This window comes from Paenibacillus sp. Marseille-Q9583 (assembly GCF_976954365.1).
The window spans coordinates 1-18,384 of the sequence record NZ_CDRJTB010000011.1; the positions used below are offsets into that span (position 1 = coordinate 1).

The 18,384-nt window shown below is 45.5% G+C and carries 15 protein-coding genes; 14 read left to right on the forward strand and 1 reads right to left on the reverse strand.

The features are described 5' to 3' along the window. Both ACWNM1_RS07525 and nspC read left to right on the forward strand, forming a co-directional pair. On the forward strand, positions 1–1,195 hold a 1,195-nt coding region (locus ACWNM1_RS07525; protein ID WP_449600518.1), incomplete at its 5' end, for a saccharopine dehydrogenase family protein. A gap of 9 nt (positions 1,196–1,204) precedes the next feature. Then, entirely contained in the window at positions 1,205–2,341 is a 1,137-nt protein-coding gene (gene nspC, locus ACWNM1_RS07530) for a carboxynorspermidine decarboxylase (protein WP_449600519.1), read from the forward strand. Between the two features lie 48 nt (positions 2,342–2,389). Here the strand turns inward: nspC and ACWNM1_RS07535 are convergent, their stop codons facing one another. Next, complete coding sequence (locus ACWNM1_RS07535; RefSeq protein WP_449600520.1) at positions 2,390–3,913, reverse strand: stalk domain-containing protein; 1,524 nt, start codon at positions 3,911–3,913, stop codon at positions 2,390–2,392. A 301-nt stretch (positions 3,914–4,214) separates the two neighbouring features. Here ACWNM1_RS07535 and ACWNM1_RS07540 point away from each other — a divergent pair, with 301 nt between their 5' ends. From ACWNM1_RS07540 to ACWNM1_RS07595, 12 genes are all read left to right on the forward strand, one after another. Further along, positions 4,215–4,838 carry a deoxynucleoside kinase gene (locus tag ACWNM1_RS07540; RefSeq protein WP_449600521.1) on the forward strand — a complete coding sequence of 208 codons (624 nt, stop codon included), beginning with the start codon at positions 4,215–4,217 and terminating at the stop codon, positions 4,836–4,838. Beyond that, a complete protein-coding gene (locus ACWNM1_RS07545; RefSeq protein ID WP_449600522.1) occupies positions 4,835–5,488 on the forward strand; it encodes a deoxynucleoside kinase in 654 nt (217 codons plus the stop codon). The genes ACWNM1_RS07540 and ACWNM1_RS07545 overlap by 4 nt, the downstream gene beginning before the upstream one ends. A 158-nt stretch (positions 5,489–5,646) precedes the next feature. Then, positions 5,647–7,056 carry an extracellular solute-binding protein gene (locus tag ACWNM1_RS07550; protein WP_449600523.1) on the forward strand — a complete coding sequence of 470 codons (1,410 nt, stop codon included), beginning with the start codon at positions 5,647–5,649 and terminating at the stop codon, positions 7,054–7,056. Between the two features lie 566 nt (positions 7,057–7,622). Continuing rightward, positions 7,623–9,281: an extracellular solute-binding protein gene (locus ACWNM1_RS07555; protein WP_449600524.1), complete on the forward strand. Its 1,659-nt coding sequence runs from the start codon at positions 7,623–7,625 to the stop codon at positions 9,279–9,281. 109 nt (positions 9,282–9,390) lie between these two features. Beyond that, a complete protein-coding gene (locus ACWNM1_RS07560; RefSeq protein ID WP_081951079.1) occupies positions 9,391–10,356 on the forward strand; it encodes an ABC transporter permease in 966 nt (321 codons plus the stop codon). Between the two features lie 48 nt (positions 10,357–10,404). Further along, positions 10,405–11,283, forward strand: coding sequence for a carbohydrate ABC transporter permease (locus ACWNM1_RS07565; protein ID WP_042126182.1), 879 nt, complete (start codon positions 10,405–10,407; stop codon positions 11,281–11,283). 64 nt (positions 11,284–11,347) lie between these two features. Beyond that, positions 11,348–12,412, forward strand: coding sequence for a zinc-dependent alcohol dehydrogenase (locus tag ACWNM1_RS07570; protein WP_449600525.1), 1,065 nt, complete (start codon positions 11,348–11,350; stop codon positions 12,410–12,412). Then, on the forward strand, positions 12,409–14,277 hold the full coding sequence (locus tag ACWNM1_RS07575; protein WP_449600526.1) for a WD40 repeat domain-containing protein: 1,869 nt from the start codon (positions 12,409–12,411) through the stop codon (positions 14,275–14,277). Before ACWNM1_RS07570 ends, ACWNM1_RS07575 begins: the two co-directional genes overlap by 4 nt. Positions 14,278–14,308: 31 nt before the next feature. Beyond that, a complete protein-coding gene (locus ACWNM1_RS07580) occupies positions 14,309–15,376 on the forward strand; it encodes a glycosyltransferase family 4 protein (protein ID WP_449600527.1) in 1,068 nt (355 codons plus the stop codon). A 47-nt stretch (positions 15,377–15,423) separates the two neighbouring features. Then, on the forward strand, positions 15,424–16,329 hold the full coding sequence (locus ACWNM1_RS07585) for a Gfo/Idh/MocA family protein (protein ID WP_449600528.1): 906 nt from the start codon (positions 15,424–15,426) through the stop codon (positions 16,327–16,329). 32 nt (positions 16,330–16,361) lie between these two features. Continuing rightward, positions 16,362–17,360, forward strand: coding sequence for a Gfo/Idh/MocA family protein (locus tag ACWNM1_RS07590; RefSeq protein ID WP_449600529.1), 999 nt, complete (start codon positions 16,362–16,364; stop codon positions 17,358–17,360). Next, complete coding sequence (locus ACWNM1_RS07595; RefSeq protein WP_449600530.1) at positions 17,360–18,364, forward strand: Gfo/Idh/MocA family protein; 1,005 nt, start codon at positions 17,360–17,362, stop codon at positions 18,362–18,364. Before ACWNM1_RS07590 ends, ACWNM1_RS07595 begins: the two co-directional genes overlap by 1 nt. Positions 18,365–18,384 lie beyond the last annotated feature (20 nt).

The following is an 18,384-nucleotide window of genomic DNA, read 5'->3' on the forward strand; positions in this document are numbered from 1 at the left end:
AAAAGCGTTAATTATTGGCGCTGGCGGTGTTTCCAGTGTTGTTGTTCACAAATGCTGCCAGAACCCGGATGTATTTGAAGAGATCTGCATAGCTAGCAGAACTGTCGCGAAATGTGACGCTCTGAAAGATAAATTAGCCGGAGGCCGCACGAAGATTTCTACTGCTCAGGTCGATGCAGATAATACGGACGAAGTCATTGAACTGATCAAGAGCTTTGAGCCGGATGTCGTTATTAATGTCGCTCTCCCATATCAGGACCTGACAATCATGGATGCGTGCCTGGCAACAGGAGTGCACTATGTGGATACTGCCAACTATGAACCACAAGATACAGCGAAATTTGAATACTCTTGGCAGTGGGCTTACAAAGAAAGATTCGAAAAAGCAGGCCTTACCGCGTTGCTTGGTAGTGGATTTGATCCAGGTGTAACAGGCGTGTTCACAGCTTACGCTCAAAAGCACTATTTTGATGAGATTCATACCATTGATATTGTAGACGCCAATGCTGGTGATCACGGATATCCATTTGCAACAAACTTTAATCCTGAAATCAATATTCGTGAAATTACAGCCAATGGCCGCTATTTCGAGAATGGCGAGTGGATTGAAACTGCACCACTTTCCGAGAAAAAAGTATACGATCTTCCGGAAATTGGACCAAAGGATATTTATCTCTTGTATCATGAAGAATTGGAATCCTTGGCAGTTAACATCAAGGGCGTGAAGAAGATCCGCTTCTGGATGACCTTCTCGCAGAACTACCTGACTCACTTGAAAGTGCTTGAGAATGTTGGCATGACTTCTATCGAGCCTATCATGTATGAAGGTAAAGAGATCGTTCCTCTGCAATTCTTGAAGGCGATTTTACCGGACCCAGCTTCCTTGGGACCAAGAACAAAAGGCAAAACGAACATTGGATGTATCATCCAAGGAACTAAAGACGGAAAGCCAAAAACTTATTATGTATACAATGTTTGTGATCATGAAGAGTGCTATGCAGAGGTTGGCTCCCAAGCCATTTCCTACACTACAGGCGTTCCTGCAATGATCGGAGCGATGTTAATTATAAAAGGTATCTGGAAGAAGCCGGGCGTATTCAACGTCGAAGAGTTCGATCCAGATCCATTCATGGAAGCTTTAAATAAACATGGTCTGCCTTGGCAAGAAGATTTCTCGCCAACGCTGTTAGACTAAGGCGCGATAATGGATATAGATATCAGCGCAGTCCCGTCACCATGTTACCTTGTAGATGAAAGATTGCTTACACGCAATCTTGAGATTATGAATTCTGTACAAGAACGCACTGGAGCCAAGATTTTGCTCGCGCAAAAAGGCTTCTCCATGCATTCCTTGTATCCGCTAGTTGGCAAGTACTTGCATGGCGTAACCTCAAGCTCCTTGTTCGAAGCCAGACTTGGCTATGAAAAGATGGGTAAAGAGGTTCATGTGTACGCACCAGCTTATATAGATAGTGAATTCGATGAGCTTCTTAGATACTCCGACCACATTGTGTTCAATTCTTTTGACCAGTGGAATCGATTCAAGGATCGCGTTAAGAATGCACCGAAGCAGATCAGCTGCGGTATTCGAGTGAATCCAGAGTATTCTGAGATTGAAGTTCCGCTGTATGATCCGTGCTACAATTATTCCAGAATGGGAGTAACCCTCCCTAACTTCAGACCAGAGGAGCTTGAGGGCATTGATGGACTACACTTCCATACCATGTGCGAACAGAATTCGGATACACTTGAGCGTACGCTCAAAGTAGTCGAAGAGAAGTTCGGACCTTATCTCAAAGGAATGAAATGGCTTAATTTCGGTGGCGGTCATCATATTACACGCCCTGATTATGATCTGGAGACCCTGGTGAAGAGTATTCTACACATGAAAGAGACTTACGGTGTGGAAATCTATCTGGAGCCGGGAGAGGCAGTAGCTCTCAATACCGGATATCTGGTAGCTACCGTTCTCGATGTGATGCATAACGGAATGGACATTGCGATTCTCGATACCTCAGCAGAGTGCCACATGCCGGACGTACTGGCAATGCCGTACCGTCCGAACATTATCGATGCTGGACAACCTGGGGAATATCCTTATACGTACAGATTAGGTGGAATGACTTGCCTAGCGGGAGACGTTATCGGAGATTATTCCTTTAAGGAGCCTTTGAAATACGGCGATAGACTCGTATTCCTTGATATGGCCCATTATTCCATGGTGAAGAATCATATGTTTAACGGTGTGAATCTGCCTTCCATTGTTAGTTACAATGAAGAAGAGGGAATCAAAGTAATCAAACAGTTCGCTTTCGAAGATTTCAGCGAACGTTTATCTTAAGATTAATGAAAAGGTGTCCCGTGATGGGACACCTTTTTTGATTACTCCTTATTGCATCGTGATGGCGATGCGCTCCTCCTGTGGGAGCCACTCAACATTTGCTCCGAGTTGCTCACTTATAAAGCGAAGTGGCAGATACATCGAACCGTTTACGATGAAGGGTAGTGTAGGAAGATTTACGGTTTTATTGTTCACCATTGTCGCTCCAGTTACACCGTTAATAGTAATGGCGAGAGCCGGTTTATCTGTAGCGGTTCGTGTGATCATAATTTGTTTATCTATTGTTTTCGCTGCTGTAATGTTCTCTTTATAGGTAATTGTGGCTCCTAATTTCTCGAACAGCGATCGAAGCGGGACGAAATTTTGTCCGTTTCGAGTAATAACTCCATTTGAGAGTGGGATAGATTCTCCGTTTAAGGAGATCGAAATAGGCTTTTGCACTGGAACGGGTCCGGCATGGCTGAATTCATAGTCGCCATAGCCCAGCTGTGCGTCCTTATTGACGCCCCAGCCCCAGAGTGAGCCGTCTTTCTTTTGCATGATGATATGTCGTCCACCTTTCTTTAGGCTGCTAACTTCTTTTTCGAGAAGTGTGAATTTTGAATCTACGGGCATCATTTCGTTTTCAATAGAAGTTTGATAGACGTTTCCTTCCCTGGTTAATGCAACAATAGAGCGCTCAACGATGTAAGCATCAACTACATTCTTGACCCCTTTTAGAAGAATCGGTGGTTGTTCATGATAGGTTGTTCCGTCTGAGGAACCTGTAATCGTAGCACCCCAGAACCATAATTGAGAGGACCCATCAATGGCTAATAGGCTGTTCTGATTTCCTTTTAAACTTATAATATTACTGATTCCCTTGAGAGGGGTCGCAGATAGATCTATTGGAGCTCCCTGGTTCTTGTAATAATCTTGGACAGGCCAACTCCAAATGGAGCCGTCCTTCTTAAGTGCAAGATTGTTTTTGACTTGAATAATATCCGTTAAATTCTGGATGGTTTCGAAGCTTTCGAAGTCATCGCGTGTAGTAGAAACTGTTCCATCTTTCTTTAAGAACACGTAACGTGTCCAGCTCTTATGAAGATCAGACTCATAGTAACCGCCCACAGCTGCCACGTTATCGACCCCGGGAACCGGAATGAACGCGGAGGTAGTGAGTCCATCGGATGAAAGGGGGGCGCTTAGAATCGTCCCGTCTCCTTTAAGCGCTATCGTTCTATTTCCCGTCATGATTATATCTACCAGATTATCTAGCTCTTGAATGGGGGTCACTTTAACAGCTTCAGAGTATGCCGATGTTCTCCATTGCCAGACCGAAAGGTCTTTCTTCATTACATATTGGGAACCAAAGTATGCTTGTACCTCATTCAGGTCATGGATTTGCGTGGGGACGGAGCGATTACCGCCCCATACCCAGAAGGAACCATCTGTTTTGGTCAGATAATCCGCGCCATACGAAGTGAGGTTGGTAGTCGTAGTTGTGTTCTCTGCAGCTGCAGCTGCGCTTACGTTACAGGCGAGGCTTAATACTAGAAGAGCACTAACCATGCTGATCCATTTTTTTTTCATAGGAATACCTCTCTTTTTCTTATTAGATAAATTTGATATGTTCACGATAAAATCCATTATCTTACATTTAGACGCTAGAACTACTGGAAAAGTTTCTTCATATTTACCCACTCACAAGAAAGGTCTCATGTGATACAATAATTTAGTCTGTTTTTTAAAAATAAAATAAAGTATAAGTTTCACACTATACTTTATTCTTATATTTCTCGCTTAAACACTTACCGTTCTTATAAGGACGCCGAAGGCATTTATGCTTGAATAGCTATTGAAAGGTTCGTATCTGAGGAGGAAGTCAGCGTCAATGAGACATGCACCGTTTATTGCAGTGGAAGGCCCAATCGGGGCTGGAAAAACAACATTAGCGTCTATGCTAGCAGAGGAGTTAAATTTACCGATCATTAAAGAGATTGTCGATGAGAATCCGTTTCTAGCTAAATTTTATGAGAACATGGACGATTGGAGCTTTCAACTGGAGATGTTTTTTCTCTGTAATCGTTATAAACAGCTTGAAGATACCGTTACACAATACATAGATAAAGGGATCCCGGTCATTTCGGATTACCATATTTATAAGAATCTCATCTTTGGAGAACGAACGCTGAATGGAACGAAACGTGAAAAGTATCGGCAAATTTATCATGTGCTTACGGATGATCTGCCAAAGCCAAATATTATCCTCTATATTAAAGCCAATTTAGATACGTTATTAACCAGAATTGAAAAACGAGGGCGGCCCTTTGAAGAGGGGATGGATACTGCGTATTTGGAGCAATTAATTAAAGATTATGATGACGCGATGGCCTCTCTTGCCATTCAGGAACCTTCGACCGTAATTATTACCATTGATGGAAATGCAGTCGATTTCGTGGAGAATCCAGAACACTTCACTGAAATTGTCTCTTATATAAAGGAGCTAATGAAATGAATTCATATCATATCCCGGAAAATGCCATTATTACCGTGGCTGGAACTGTCGGGGTGGGGAAATCCACTTTAACAGGCGCCTTGGCCAAAAGACTTAATTTTCAAACCTCGCTAGAGCAGGTCGATCATAATCCTTATCTCGAAAAGTTCTATCATGATTTTGAGAGATGGAGCTTTCACTTGCAAATCTATTTTCTTGCCGAACGTTTCAAAGAGCAGAAGAAGATGTTCGAACTCGGCGGTGGTTTTGTTCAGGACCGTTCGATCTATGAAGATACCGGTATTTTTGCGAAAATGCATGCAGATCAAGGTACAATGTCTAAAACGGATTATGAAACCTACACCAGCTTGTATGAAGCTATGGTTATGACGCCATACTTCCCGCACCCTGATGTGCTGATTTATATTGAAGGCAGCCTGCCTTCAATCCTGACCCGAATTAATGAACGTGGCCGTGAGATGGAAATTCAAACGGATGTTTCCTACTGGGAGCATATGCATGGCAGATATTCGAAATGGATCAACGAGTTTACAGCTTGCCCAGTGCTTCGTTTGAACATTGATGATTATGATGTAAATGATGAGACTTCGATGACTGATATTCTTGTGAAGGTGGGCAATGCGATTCGTAAGCCTCTCGACGAAAAATAATAAGAGACAATAAACAGCAGCATCCGGAGTTTGGGTGCTGTTTTTTTTGTTTAAGCTAACTTTGGGAAAATTCGGAATTTTCATTTGACTTCAATTCAGAGTTGACGCAAAATAAGAGGGAGATGATGTAAATTTGGATTTTTCGGGGAGAATTGTACATGAATAATAAATCAGGTCGTCATTCCTTCCGAGAGCGACTGGATCATATGGTGGGTAAGATTCGTACGGATATCCTAAGTGGAGTGCTACAGCCAGGTGCTTATCTGCCGGCAGAGAGTATGCTAGCCAAGCAATTTGAGTTAAGCAATAAATCGGTCAGAAGAGGGCTGGATGTGTTAGTCCAAGAAGGTCTTATCGTCAAAATCGACCGTGTCGGAAGCAAGGTTATGGAATCCGTGCAGGAGAGAATCCGTATTCATTTTGGCTGCAGTGCCTCGCTGTCCAAGGACTTTCTGTTGGATGATCTAATTGGTGAATTTCATCGACTGCATCCCGGTATTCATATTCTTCCGCTGGCGCTGAATGATTTTGACCATGTGAATTCCGCCGTAGAGATGATCAATAATGGGATGCTTGATGCCGTATCGCTGAATAGCACGCAATTTCAGGAACTGGCCGAAAATGGCTCGGCTGAGCTCTTGGAATCGCTTGACCCTGATCCTGAATTATATCCAATTGCGACGGAAGCGTTTTATCATGAAGATCAGTTGTATGCCTATCCAATTTCCTTCTCCCCTGTGGTGCTGTGCTACAATAAGGCTCATTTTCGGGAAGCAGATCTGCCGGAGCCAGATAGCTATTGGACATGGGATGACTTGATTGAGGCGGCTCGTCAGTTGGCGGAGAAACGTGGACGCCATGCCATTTATTTTGTGCCTGCTTCTGAGAACCGTTATTCTGTATTCCTGCTGCAGAGCGGGATTCAAACCGTGGCAGACGGGACCGAACACCGTACACTTAGTCCGGAGACGGCAAATAGTCTCAGTGTATATAGTAGGCTCGTGAACAACCATCAGATTTTCCCTAAATATCTTGCTGGCAATCATGAAGATGAGACGATTTCTTTGTTTGTCCAAGAACAAGTTTCTATGATTCTGACGACCTTTTTTAATTTAAATGAATTCAAGGCGTTAACGCTGGATTATGATCTTGCACCGTTACCTAGGCTGAAAACAAAGGATCCACAGAAGACATTACTGGTCACGATCGGAGCGGCTGTGGTCGGAAATTCACGACAAAAGGAAGCGGCTCGTCAATTCGTTAACTTCCTTGCTTCCGTAGAAGCACAGAAAATTATCCGGGAACGGACGGTTAGTATTCCAGCTCGAAAGCGGATCGCTGAGATGAGCACGGCGGATCATTTGAATCGTCCTTCGAGATATCTGATGTACAGGGAGTTATTTCCAACCTTCTCATACCTAAAAGATCTAGGACTTCCCATAGCCGTTCTAAAAAGCTTTCGTAAATTGTTGAACGCTTATTGGTCAAAGATGATTGATGAAGAAACGCTTCATGAGGAGCTGAGTATCTTAATTTCGGAGCAGGATGCTGCCGATCAGAAGGTTTAAAAGGTGTTTTTCTGCGAAGGCTGTTCTCTTTAGATATCAGTAAAGCGTGATAATGGTGCTGGTGGGCCATTATTACGCATTTTTTTAAATAAAAGCAAGCGGAAGTTGTATATTGTGCCTAATCTGTATGAGACAGAGATGGTTTATTTAAAGCAGTTAAATACGAGTGATTTTGTAAGCGTTTTCTATTAAATTTGAGGGATTTCAACATTTTGCGACAGGTACATGTTATATAAGGTTACACTTATTAGAGATATTTCTTATTATTATATTGACATCATGTAGGCTGGAAAATATAATAAAATACATCAGATATATATCAGATTAGTGAAAAAAGAGATCTGATACTCTGAAATGTAAATCAAAAAGAAGTCAGAACAGATGTTTTCGTCTAATTAAAGTAGAAAAAAGGCAGTTGAAAGGAGGATATCCCTTATAAAAGGTAATTTCCAGAGTGATTACTCATTTAAAAATTTATTAATGTATCGTTGATTCCTTCTGATTGATGTTAGTGAATATATCATAATGATTATCTTATTTTTTAGTTATTAATAGGGGGTTGAATTATGAATGTTGCTAAAAGGAAATTAGTTCTGCTGCTGCCTGTCCTGTTGTCATTAGTTACACTCGTATCTGCTTGCGGCGGTTCGAATACTAAGACGGGCAATACCGCAGATCCTACTGCGGAAGTTCAGAAGGCTACGCAAGCTCCCGCTAAGGAAGGTAAAACAGTAGGTGGTCTGGAGCTCCCGATTGTTTCAGATAAGCTTGAACTGTCACTTTGGTCACCAAGCGGCGGCAATTTCAGAGGAACTAATTTTAATGAGAAATTATCCTTTCAGCAAATGGAAGAGAACACTAACATTCATATTGACTTTCAGCATAGTACGGAAGCCAGTGCGGAAGCCTTCAGCCTATTGATGTCATCTGGTAAGCTGCCGGACATTATCTACAATGATCTATGGGGCACGGATTCCGGAAAATATGGTACACAAGGCGCGCTGCTTCCTCTGGAAGATTTAATTGAGAAAAACGCACCAAACTTCAAGAAAATCCTCGACGACAACCCGGATATCCGGGGACAAATTACTTCGCCTGAAGGCCACATTTTTTACCTACCTAATCTCGTTCTTGATTCACAGGATCTCACTCAAATGTTCCCACAAGTACGGAAAGACTGGATCGATAAGCTGGGTCTGGCTATGCCGGAAACTACCGAAGATTGGTATAACATGCTCAAGGCTTTTAGGGAGCAGGATACAAACGGAAATGGCAAGAAGGATGAAATTCCACTAGTCACAGTCAACTTGGAAAATATCATGATGTTATTCGCGCCTGCCTTTGGCGTCGATTACGGATTCTTCGTGGATAATGGTCAAGTAAAATATGGCCCGAATGATCCTAAATTCAAAGATGTCGTAACCTATCTGCACCGTCTTTACGATGAACAATTGCTTGACCCGAACTATCTGGTAGATACCACATTCCAGACGCTGACTGAGAAGGTGACTACCGATGTGGCAGGGGCATGGTTTGGTTGGTCTGGCTCCTACATGGGGAACTTTACTACCCTAATGGAGGGCAAACATCCAACCTTCAAAATTGCACCAGCCATTCCACCTAAAGGACCGAACGGTGATCAACGTCATGTCTCCTTCCGTTGGCAGGCAGCAGCACACGGATTAGCGGTTTCCTCGCGGACGGAACATCCTGAGGAAGTGATGAAATGGCTGGATTACCAATACTCAGAAGAAGGCATTCTGCTGAACAACTTTGGGGTTGAAGGCAAGTCATATGATCTGGTAAACGGAGAACCGATTTATAAGAAAGAAGTGACTCATCCGACCAATGGCCTCACGAATACGCAAGAACTGCTGAACCATACGATTGGGGGCGGAAGCTGGGCTACGGTAGCGGATACCAGATATGCTGAACAAATCCGAGAAGCTAACGGACAGATGGAGAATCCGCTCGAGCTATACAGTGACTATATCGATTTTGATAGCAAGTTGCCTCCAGTCCAATTCACAACAGAGGAAAACGATGTAGTTGTTCCTTTGATGGCCGATATTCAGACCTATGTAGCCGAAACAATCAATGCCATGATCATGGGGCGCCAAAAGATTGAGGACTATGACAAAGTAATGAAGCAACTTGAGAAGATGGGAATCAACGATGTGTTAAAAGAGTATCAGGTTGCATACGAGCGATTTAAAGGGAAATGATTCAGCTTGTGAGGAGGTTGTCGTGGGCCGAGCGGTTCAGAGAGTGCTTTGTGACCGCTCGCCACATGACAGCTATGACTAACGCCAGTTTCCGGGAGAGGAGAACTATATGGCTGTACCTGTAAAAGTCGCTAAAGTTGAAAGCAGAAAGCTTCCGGTCAAGAGGAGTCCGATTCCCTGGAAGCGGATAGCCTCCAATCGCTATCTGTATCTCATGTTACTCCCTACGGTTTTGTATTTTCTGATTTTTGAATACAAGCCGATGTATGGGGCGATCATTGCCTTTAAGAATTTCAATCCCTACTTGGGGATCACGGATAGTCCTTGGGTGGGCTTCAAGAATTTCGAGAAGTTTTTCGAAAGCTATTATTTTCTCAGACTGCTTAAAAATACCTTCTTAATGAGCTTCTACTCACTCATCTTCATTTTTCCTGCTTCACTTGCTTTTGCACTGCTACTCAATGAGCTGCGGCTCAAGAAGCTGAAGTCCTTTCTGCAGACCGTGTCTTATTTGCCGCATTTTATTTCGCTCATCGTCATTTGTGGGATGATTATTGATTTCACCAAGCCCGGAGGCATCATTAACAGCCTGTTGCTTGGCATTGGCCTGATCTCTGAGCCTATCCAGTTCCTGATTCTGCCGGAATGGTTTCGAACGATCTATGTGGGCTCTGGCATGTGGCAGAGCCTGGGCTGGAACTCAATTATCTACTTAGCAGCGTTATCTGGCATCAATCCGAGCCTGTACGAGGCTGCAGTTGTAGATGGTGCAGGACGATGGAAGCAGCTAACGAATATAACGCTGCCTGGGATTTTGCCTACGGTGTTAATCCTCTTGATTCTGAATGTGGGTACCCTGCTGAATGTGGGCTGGGACAAAATTATATTGCTTTACAATCCTGGAACGTACGTCACTGCGGATGTTATTTCAACATTTGTTTATAGACGAGGTGTGATGGAAGCGAATTACAGTTTTTCTGCCGCGGTAGGATTATTCAATTCCATTATTAACTTCACATTACTCGTTCTAGCCAACCGTATTAGCCGGAAAACAACTGAGAGCAGTCTATGGTGAGCATAAGCTTCCGATGCGAGTTTTGTACGATTTTTAGGAGGGTAGACAATGGTTGTGAAACGCAGTATGGGTGAAATCATTTTCGACAGCTGCAATGTGCTGTTTCTGATCTTGTGTTCTTTCCTGTTCCTGTACCCGATGTGGTACGTGCTGGTCTCCTCATTCAGCGATGCTCATGCTATTGCTGCGGGGAAGGTAAGCTTTTTTCCAATCGGCTTTAATCTGGATGCTTACAAGCTGGTATTTGAGGATACGCGGGTATGGACGGCTTACGGAAATACTTTCTTTTATGTCATTGTCGGTACGTTAATTAATCTGGTACTAACTACACTCGGTGCTTATCCTCTGTCCAGAAAGAATCTGGAGGGTAGAAATGTCATTATGGCTTTCATAGTGTTCACGATGTTTTTCAGTGGTGGTCTAATTCCTGCGTATCTGAATGTCCGTGAGCTTGGCTTATATGATACACGGTGGGCGCTGCTGTTGCCTGGTGCGGTTAGTGCCTTTAATTTGATAGTGATGCGGACCTTTTTTCAGTCTATCCCTGATAGTTTGATAGAATCTGCCAAGATAGACGGCGCCCATGATTTCAGAATTTTACTGCGGATCGTGCTTCCGCTCTCCATGCCGGTTCTGGCGGTGATGACCCTCTTCTATGCGGTAGGCCACTGGAACAGTTGGTTCTCGGCCATGATTTATTTACAGGATCGGAATTTGTTCCCGCTTCAATTGATTTTGAGGGAAATCCTGATTCAATCCTCTGCGCAAAATATGCTGGCCGGTGTTACCCAAGATGAGGTGTTTCGTATTAGTGAATCTATTAAATTCGCTACGATTATCATTGCTACCGTTCCCATTCTAATGATCTATCCATTTTTGCAGAAATATTTTGTAAAAGGCGTAATGATCGGTGCGTTGAAGGAGTAACAGCGATAGAGAAGATGCTGCATGTGACGGAATCGTTTCTGAAGCAGTCGGGAGGAGAAGACATATGAAGGCGGTAATATCTCAGGAAGGACAGATTCGCATGTCGGATGTTCTGACACCAGTCATTGAGGATGGATTTGTACTAGTCCAGACTGAATATTCGGCGATTAGCCCCGGAACGGAAATAATGATGAATGGCCTGCACCGTACGCAACAAATTGTACTTGGATACAGTGCAGCGGGTGTAATCCGAACACGTGGGAAAGGAATGGAACACTGGCCTGAGGGTCTTCGGGTTGCTTGTTACGGCGGACCTTATGCAAAGCATGCAGAATGGCTGCTAATGCCTCAGCATCTGATGGTGCCCATTCCTGACCATGTTAGTTCAGAGGAAGCATCAACAGTAGGACTTGGAGCTATTGCAGTACATGCAGTAAGGCAGGTTGCACCGCAGTTTGGGGAGACACTTGTGCTGATCGGTGCCGGAATTCTTGGGCAGTTGGTTGCTCAGATTGCTAAGGCGGCTGGATGCCGGGTGATCGTCTATGATTTGCTTGCAGAGCGTTGTGAGATGGCTGAGCGCCTTGGAATTAGACATATCGCTACTAGCCCGGAGAAGGTTAAGGAACATCTTGCTAACCTGACGGAGGGCATGGGAGCAGATGCAGTCATTGTATGCGCCGGTGGTAAAACAGGCGACCTTATTGATCAAGCGCTAGAGTGGGTACGGGATCGCGGCAAGGTACTGTTGGTTGGAGATGTTAAGCCTGATTTCTCTCGTGATCTGATGTTCGGGAAGGAAGCCCAAGTGCTGATTTCTAGAGCCGGAGGTCCCGGACGATATGATCCTATCTATGAGCGGAGGGGGATCGACTATCCTTACGGCTACGTGCGGTGGACGGAAGGTCGTAATATGGCTGAATATATTCGGTTAATCTCTGAAGGGGACATTCAGGTGAAGCCGTTGATTAGCGCGATATTCCCGGTTGAACGCTGTGAAGAAGCCTTTCGGCGTTATGCAGAGGACCCGGTGGATCTGTTGGGAGCGGTCTTAGCTTATCCTGCAGCAGTCTCTGGATGTGAAACGAAGGTGAAGGAACAGTTGACGAAAGAAGGCGGGAGCAGATGAAGGCGCTGCGGATCGGAGAACCACTGAACGGTCTGGCGGTTTGGGCCTCAGCTTATGGAACATGGCAAGGGGCAGACCGGATCTACGCTGTTTCTTCCGGAAGTCCTTGTATCTTATTTGTTCTAGACCCGAGTGGTGAACAAGCGGTGGAACGGTATGCGCTGGAAGGCTCGGATCATTGCTGGGGTGTAGTCTTAACAACCAGCGGAGTGTATATCGGGGGAAGTGGTGTTTTGTACAGGTACACTCATGAGAATGGTGTGGAGAATCTGGGTGAGATGATTCCCGGTGAATTCTATACGTGGCAGTTGGCAGCAGATACGCAAGGCAGGATCTATGGGGGATGTTATCCTGGGGGGAAAGTGTTCCAGTATGACCCAGCGACAGGAGTGTTTAGGGATTACGGTGCTATGGTAGCTGGGGAACAGTATGCGCGTTCTATGGAATCATGGAACGGTAAGCTCTATGTGGGAGTTGGTACACAAACCCCACATATTGTTGTACTGGATACGGATACGGGAGAACGCTCGGAAATCAGGCTACCGGATGAATGTAAAGGCGAGCAGCTGGTTTATGACTTGAACATCGTTCAGGGCAAGCTTTTTGCTCGAATCACACCTTCTGCACAATTGTACATTTATGATCTGGAACTGCAGGAGTGGGGAGACACTTTGGATCATGTGAGTGGACTTAGTGTTTCGCCGCCGGATGAGCTGGGAAATGTGTATTTCATTAAAGATGACTATTTGCAGCGTTATGATGTCCGGACTGGAAGTCTGTTCGTTACTTCACTAGCTATGCCGGAGCCTGCAGGTGATTATGGCTGGCTGAATAACCATGCTCTAAATCGGAAAGAGCGCTGCTTAACGGGTGTATACAGGGACGGGAGTTGCTGGATTTACGATCCGGCGACGGATCGGTATACGGTCAAAGACTTCGGCCTGCAAGGTCAATCGGTCCATTTGCAGTCTATGACCTATGGACCTGATGATGCTCTCTACATCGGAGGGTATTTCGCAGGTGGGCTGTCCAGATTCGATAAGGCAGCCGACGAGATCATTTCATATCGGGGCATTGGTCAGACGGAAGGTATGCTTGCTGGTAGAGATTGTCTTTATCTAGGTGTATATCCGCGAGCGAATATTTTCAAATATGACCCGAACGAAGATTGGAAGCCGGGTGAGAATCCAGAGCTGCTATTTTCCCTTCAGGAAGAGGAGCAGGACCGTCCTTTTGCTTGGGCTTGGGCAGGAGAAGAGCTGGCAATTGGAACGGTCCCTTCCTATGGTCGGCATGGAGGAGCGTTGACACTGTACAATCCTGCTAGCGGTGCACGTGAGGTGTTCAGAAATCTTTTGCCGCAGCAGAGTGTGGTGTCCTTGACCTGTAGAGATCAGCTGTTGTTTGCTGGAGGGTCCGTCTGGGGTGGACTTGGGATTGCTCCTCAGCGTGCGGATGCCTCTCTAATGATTTGGGATCAAGAGAAGCGCTGCAAAGTATGGGAAGGTGTACCGGTGAAAGGGGAAAGGGCTATTTCTGCTTTGGTTCTAGATGATGCAGGGCATCTTTGGGGTTTGACGGCAGGTAAGTTATTTCGGTTCGATCCACAGCTTAAGCTTACTGTAAAGACTTACTCTTTGTTCTCCATGGACTGGAATGATGTGACTCATTTTTGGCGTAGCGGCAATGAATTGCTCTACAAGAAAGGCATGTTGTACGGCGTGTCGATGAATCGCTTGTTCAAGTTTGATGTGCGGAGTGAGGAGCTTGAGGTGTTGAATGACGATGCGCGGCTGCTGGCAATGGACCGTGAGGGTGATCTGTTTTTTGCAAGAACTACAGCATTGTATCGGATGTACAAGTAAGGTCTGCACTATCCTTGGCGAAGGGTGAGGGATGATGAGAATCTTATATTTTTATAAATTCTGTATTCTTGGTGGGGTAACCACTCAACTTGCAAATAGACTTAAATTTTTGCGGCACCACTCGGAAGTGCATTTTGCTTTTTTGGAAGATTACGGCGGGGCAAGCGCTTTTGATGGATACGAGCATGTCCGAATTCTGGGGACGGTTGAAGAGATTAAGGGCTACATGGAAGTCTATGATTTCGATGTCATTATTACTATTGATACTTATGAGCTGTATGAAGCGCTTGAGCCTGTACAAGAGGGAAAGGTTATTATTCATGAGGTACATACCACCTATTCCGAACCCCTACAGAAGTTGGCTGTCACGAAAGATAGTTTGCCTTTTCACTATGTGATCACTCCCTCCGCTTACATGAAGGATTATTTGGACGGGATCGGCATAGCGGGTGCTTATCATATTAATAATTGCCTGGATACTGATTTGTTCCGATATGAAGCGGGTATTGAGCAGGAGCCTGCCACTATTTTGTGGGTGGGTAAACTGGATGATCACAAGAACTGGTCGTCCTATTTGAACATTGCTGGAAAGCTGAATGCCAAGATGCCAGAGCTGCAATTTATGCTTGTTGGGGGATATACTGCTCCCGATGAGATCAAGAAACAGCTGATGGTAAAGGTGGTACAGCAGGGGATTAAGTATTTCAAGTGGATTCCCAAAGTGGATTACGATGAGATGCATCGCTATTATTCATCGGTTGCGCAGAATGGTGGTTTATATATTAGTACCACGACCAATGAATCTTTTGGGATGACCGTACTGGAGGCGATGGCCTGCAGGTGTCCGGTAGTGGTTCCGAATGTAGGGGCGTTGCCGGAATTATTGGATGGTCCGTTAAGTGTTTCCCTATACGAATCAGGCAATGAAGAGGAGTGTGTGGACAGATTGAGCGCACTGCTGGAGCAGAATAGTCTGAGGGAAGGCTTGAAGTCATTGGGAGAACAGAAAGCTAGAACTACTTACAGCATCGAACAAGTGGGAAAAGAATACATGGAACTACTTGAGCATTTCAGAGAAGAACGTTTAATTCTTAAATAAGTGGATCACTCCATGGGGCTGTCAACCGAATAAGAGGTGTTGTTGAAATGGAAGAGCTGCAGATCGGTATGGTAGGAATGGACACTTCACATAGCAGGATTTTCGCGGCGCTGCTAAATGATGAATCTCATCCGCTATATATTCCGGGTGGCAGGCTCCACTGCGGTTATCCGGGGGGGTCTCTTGATTTCGAGCTAAGCTATTCACGTGTGAGACCGATTAGCAGTGAATTGCAGGAGCGCTATGGGGTTGAATTGCTCGATTCTATAGAAGAAGTTGCGGAGAGATCCCATGCGATTCTATTGACTTCTGTAGATGGGAGAGTGCACAAGGAACAATTTACGGTGCTGGCTCCTTACGGAAAGCCGGTATTCATTGACAAGCCGTTAGCGGTTTCTTCTGAAGATGCGAAGGTGATTGTGGAATTGGCGGAGAGGTATGGAACGCCATTTTTCTCCAGTTCTATGCTACGTTTCGGTGGACCGCTGGAAGCCCTCTTAGAGGATGAAAGTGCAGGTGCTATTCTAGGTGCGGATTGTACTGGACCACTCGATCTTCAGCCGACACAACCGGGGTTATTCTGGTATGGCATACACGCTGCTGAGATGTTATATGCCGCCCTTGGAGAAGGTTGCTATTCGGTACGTGCCGTCAGTAACGATACGCAAGAATGGGTAGTCGGCCAGTGGAAGGACGGGCGAATCGGGACGATCCGCGGAAACCGTACAGGCGGCTCTGATTTCTATATCGTATTGCACCGTGAACGCGGGAGCAACGGAATTAACGCGCTCGGAGCAAATTACAACGCAGGACATCAGCAATTATTGAAGAAATTTATAGCTATGGCGCGAGGGGACGGTCCACCGGTACGGTCTTCCCTAACACTAGAGTTGATTCGCTTCATCGAAGCGGCCAACGAAAGCCGGGTAAGCGGTGCTGATGTTCGTCTGTAAAGGAAAGTACAATCTGAAAGGAGTGTAGTGTATTGATTAGGACAGCAGTGATTGGATGCGGTGGCATGGGGACTGTCCATGCGGATCGCTACAAGTCCATGCCCGAAGCTGAGCTTGTAGCCGTTTGTGACATCGTTGAAAAAGCCGCTGAGGTGCTAGGAAATTTAGTGGGCGTTAGCTATTTTACATCTGTACAAGAAATGCTTGAGCAGGTAAAGCCAGAGGTGGTCAGTATTGCTGTGCCGACCTATTTGCATGTAGAACTGGTACGGATTGCGGCTGACCATGGTGCGCATGTGATCTGTGAGAAGCCACTCGCACTCACTTCGCAGGAAGCGGAAGAAGCAATTCGTTACTGCAACGAGCGCGGTGTACGTTTGTTTGTGGGCCATGTCGTTCGTTTCTATCCTTCTTACAGACAGCTTGCGGATGGAATAACGCAGCTTCGCAGTGTTCAAGGCGGAATATACCATGCTAAACGGGCGGGTTCACATCCCGGAAACGTGCAAGCGTGGTTTCGGGATCCATTTTTTAGCGGTGGCGTCATTATGGATTTAATGATTCACGACATTGACTACATTCGTGGAGCTTTTGGTGAAGCCCGTGAGGTATATGCGTTCCAGCACCAGTCGGAAGACATAAATTATGCTTCAGCCACTTTCCGGTTCAAGAATGGAACCATTGCACAGCTTGAAGCATTTTGGGGGTATCCAGGGCCGTTCCACTCCTCTTTTGAATATGCGGATGCGGAAGGAATCATCTCAGGCTGGACCGGGGATGGCGAAAGTCTGCATATTCGCAAGTCAATAACGACGGGCTCTACATCGGGATTTGTGGAGACGCCTTCGAGTGTGCTGCTGAAGGATCCGTATTATTTGGAACTGGAGCATTTTCTAAGCTGTCTAACAAGTGGGGAGGAGCCGATGGTCACTGCGCAGGATGCGCTGGAAGCTGTACGCTGGGCTGAAGCCGCTCAGCAATCGGCAATGACCCATCAACCGGTGAAGCTTGAAGTGAAGGGGGATAATTAATGAGCCGTTTGAATATTGGCATGATCAGTTTCGCTCATGCGCATGCTTTTGACTATTTGGCAAGTTTACTGCACATGTCTGAAGTGACGGTCAGTGGAATTGCTGATGAGGTGCCAGAGCGCATACAGGCGCTCGCAGAACGTCATTCGATTCCCTATTATGCTAACTACAAGGAACTTCTGGCAGATACAATTATAGATGCCGTAATTATTTGCTCGGAAAATGTCTATCATGCTGAGCTAACCATAGCTTCGGCCCGAGCAGGCAAGCATGTACTGTGCGAGAAGCCGCTAGGTCTGTCAGTGGAAGAAATGCAACGCATGATTTCAGTCTGCTCTGAAGAGGGAGTACAGCTTATGACAGCCTTTCCTTGCCGCTTCCTCACTCCGGTTGTGCGGGCTAAGGAATCACTAGATCGCGGCGATATTGGTGAGATTATTGCTTTTAAAGGAACTAACAGAGGTTCTTTTCCGGGACCTAAATGGTTCTCTGATGAAGCCCTATCGGGAGGCGGTGCTGTTCTAGATCACACTGTGCATGTGATGGATCTGATGAACTGGTTCTCCGGATCTTCTGTAGAACAGGTGTATGCCTATGCGGATACCTTATTTGATTCAGAGCGCAAGCGGACGATCGATGATGCTGGAATGGTGCATGTAACTTTTGAGAATGGTGTGTTCGGGGTGCTGGATCCTAGCTGGTCACGCAATCCCGGCTTCCCCACATGGGGGGATGTTACCCTGGAGATCATTGGAACTAAAGGTGTTATCTCCATAGATGCTTTTAACCAAAAGAACAATGTATACGGAAGAGCATCTGGCAAAGGGAGCTGGTCCTTCTGGGGAGATGACATGAATGAACTGATGCTGAAGGCTTTTGTACAGGCGCTTCTAGAAGGGGTGGAGGTACCGATTTCGGGAATAGATGGGCTCCGATCCACAGAGGTTGCACTTACCGCTTATCAATCTGCTCATGCAGGCCAACCGGTGCGTTTAAATAAATGAGGATGCTGTAAGCACAAAAC

Excerpts from the sequence above, each read along its gene's own strand:
- nspC (WP_449600519.1), top strand. The coding sequence starts at position 1,205 with ATGGATATAGATATCAGCGCAGTCCCGTCACCATGTTACCTTGTAGAT.
- ACWNM1_RS07535 (WP_449600520.1), bottom strand. The coding sequence starts at position 3,913 with ATGAAAAAAAAATGGATCAGCATGGTTAGTGCTCTTCTAGTATTAAGC.
- ACWNM1_RS07540 (WP_449600521.1), top strand. The coding sequence starts at position 4,215 with ATGAGACATGCACCGTTTATTGCAGTGGAAGGCCCAATCGGGGCTGGA.
- ACWNM1_RS07545 (WP_449600522.1), top strand. The coding sequence starts at position 4,835 with ATGAATTCATATCATATCCCGGAAAATGCCATTATTACCGTGGCTGGA.
- ACWNM1_RS07550 (WP_449600523.1), top strand. The coding sequence starts at position 5,647 with ATGAATAATAAATCAGGTCGTCATTCCTTCCGAGAGCGACTGGATCAT.
- ACWNM1_RS07555 (WP_449600524.1), top strand. The coding sequence starts at position 7,623 with ATGAATGTTGCTAAAAGGAAATTAGTTCTGCTGCTGCCTGTCCTGTTG.
- ACWNM1_RS07560 (WP_081951079.1), top strand. The coding sequence starts at position 9,391 with ATGGCTGTACCTGTAAAAGTCGCTAAAGTTGAAAGCAGAAAGCTTCCG.
- ACWNM1_RS07565 (WP_042126182.1), top strand. The coding sequence starts at position 10,405 with ATGGTTGTGAAACGCAGTATGGGTGAAATCATTTTCGACAGCTGCAAT.
- ACWNM1_RS07570 (WP_449600525.1), top strand. The coding sequence starts at position 11,348 with ATGAAGGCGGTAATATCTCAGGAAGGACAGATTCGCATGTCGGATGTT.
- ACWNM1_RS07575 (WP_449600526.1), top strand. The coding sequence starts at position 12,409 with ATGAAGGCGCTGCGGATCGGAGAACCACTGAACGGTCTGGCGGTTTGG.
- ACWNM1_RS07580 (WP_449600527.1), top strand. The coding sequence starts at position 14,309 with ATGATGAGAATCTTATATTTTTATAAATTCTGTATTCTTGGTGGGGTA.
- ACWNM1_RS07585 (WP_449600528.1), top strand. The coding sequence starts at position 15,424 with ATGGAAGAGCTGCAGATCGGTATGGTAGGAATGGACACTTCACATAGC.
- ACWNM1_RS07595 (WP_449600530.1), top strand. The coding sequence starts at position 17,360 with ATGAGCCGTTTGAATATTGGCATGATCAGTTTCGCTCATGCGCATGCT.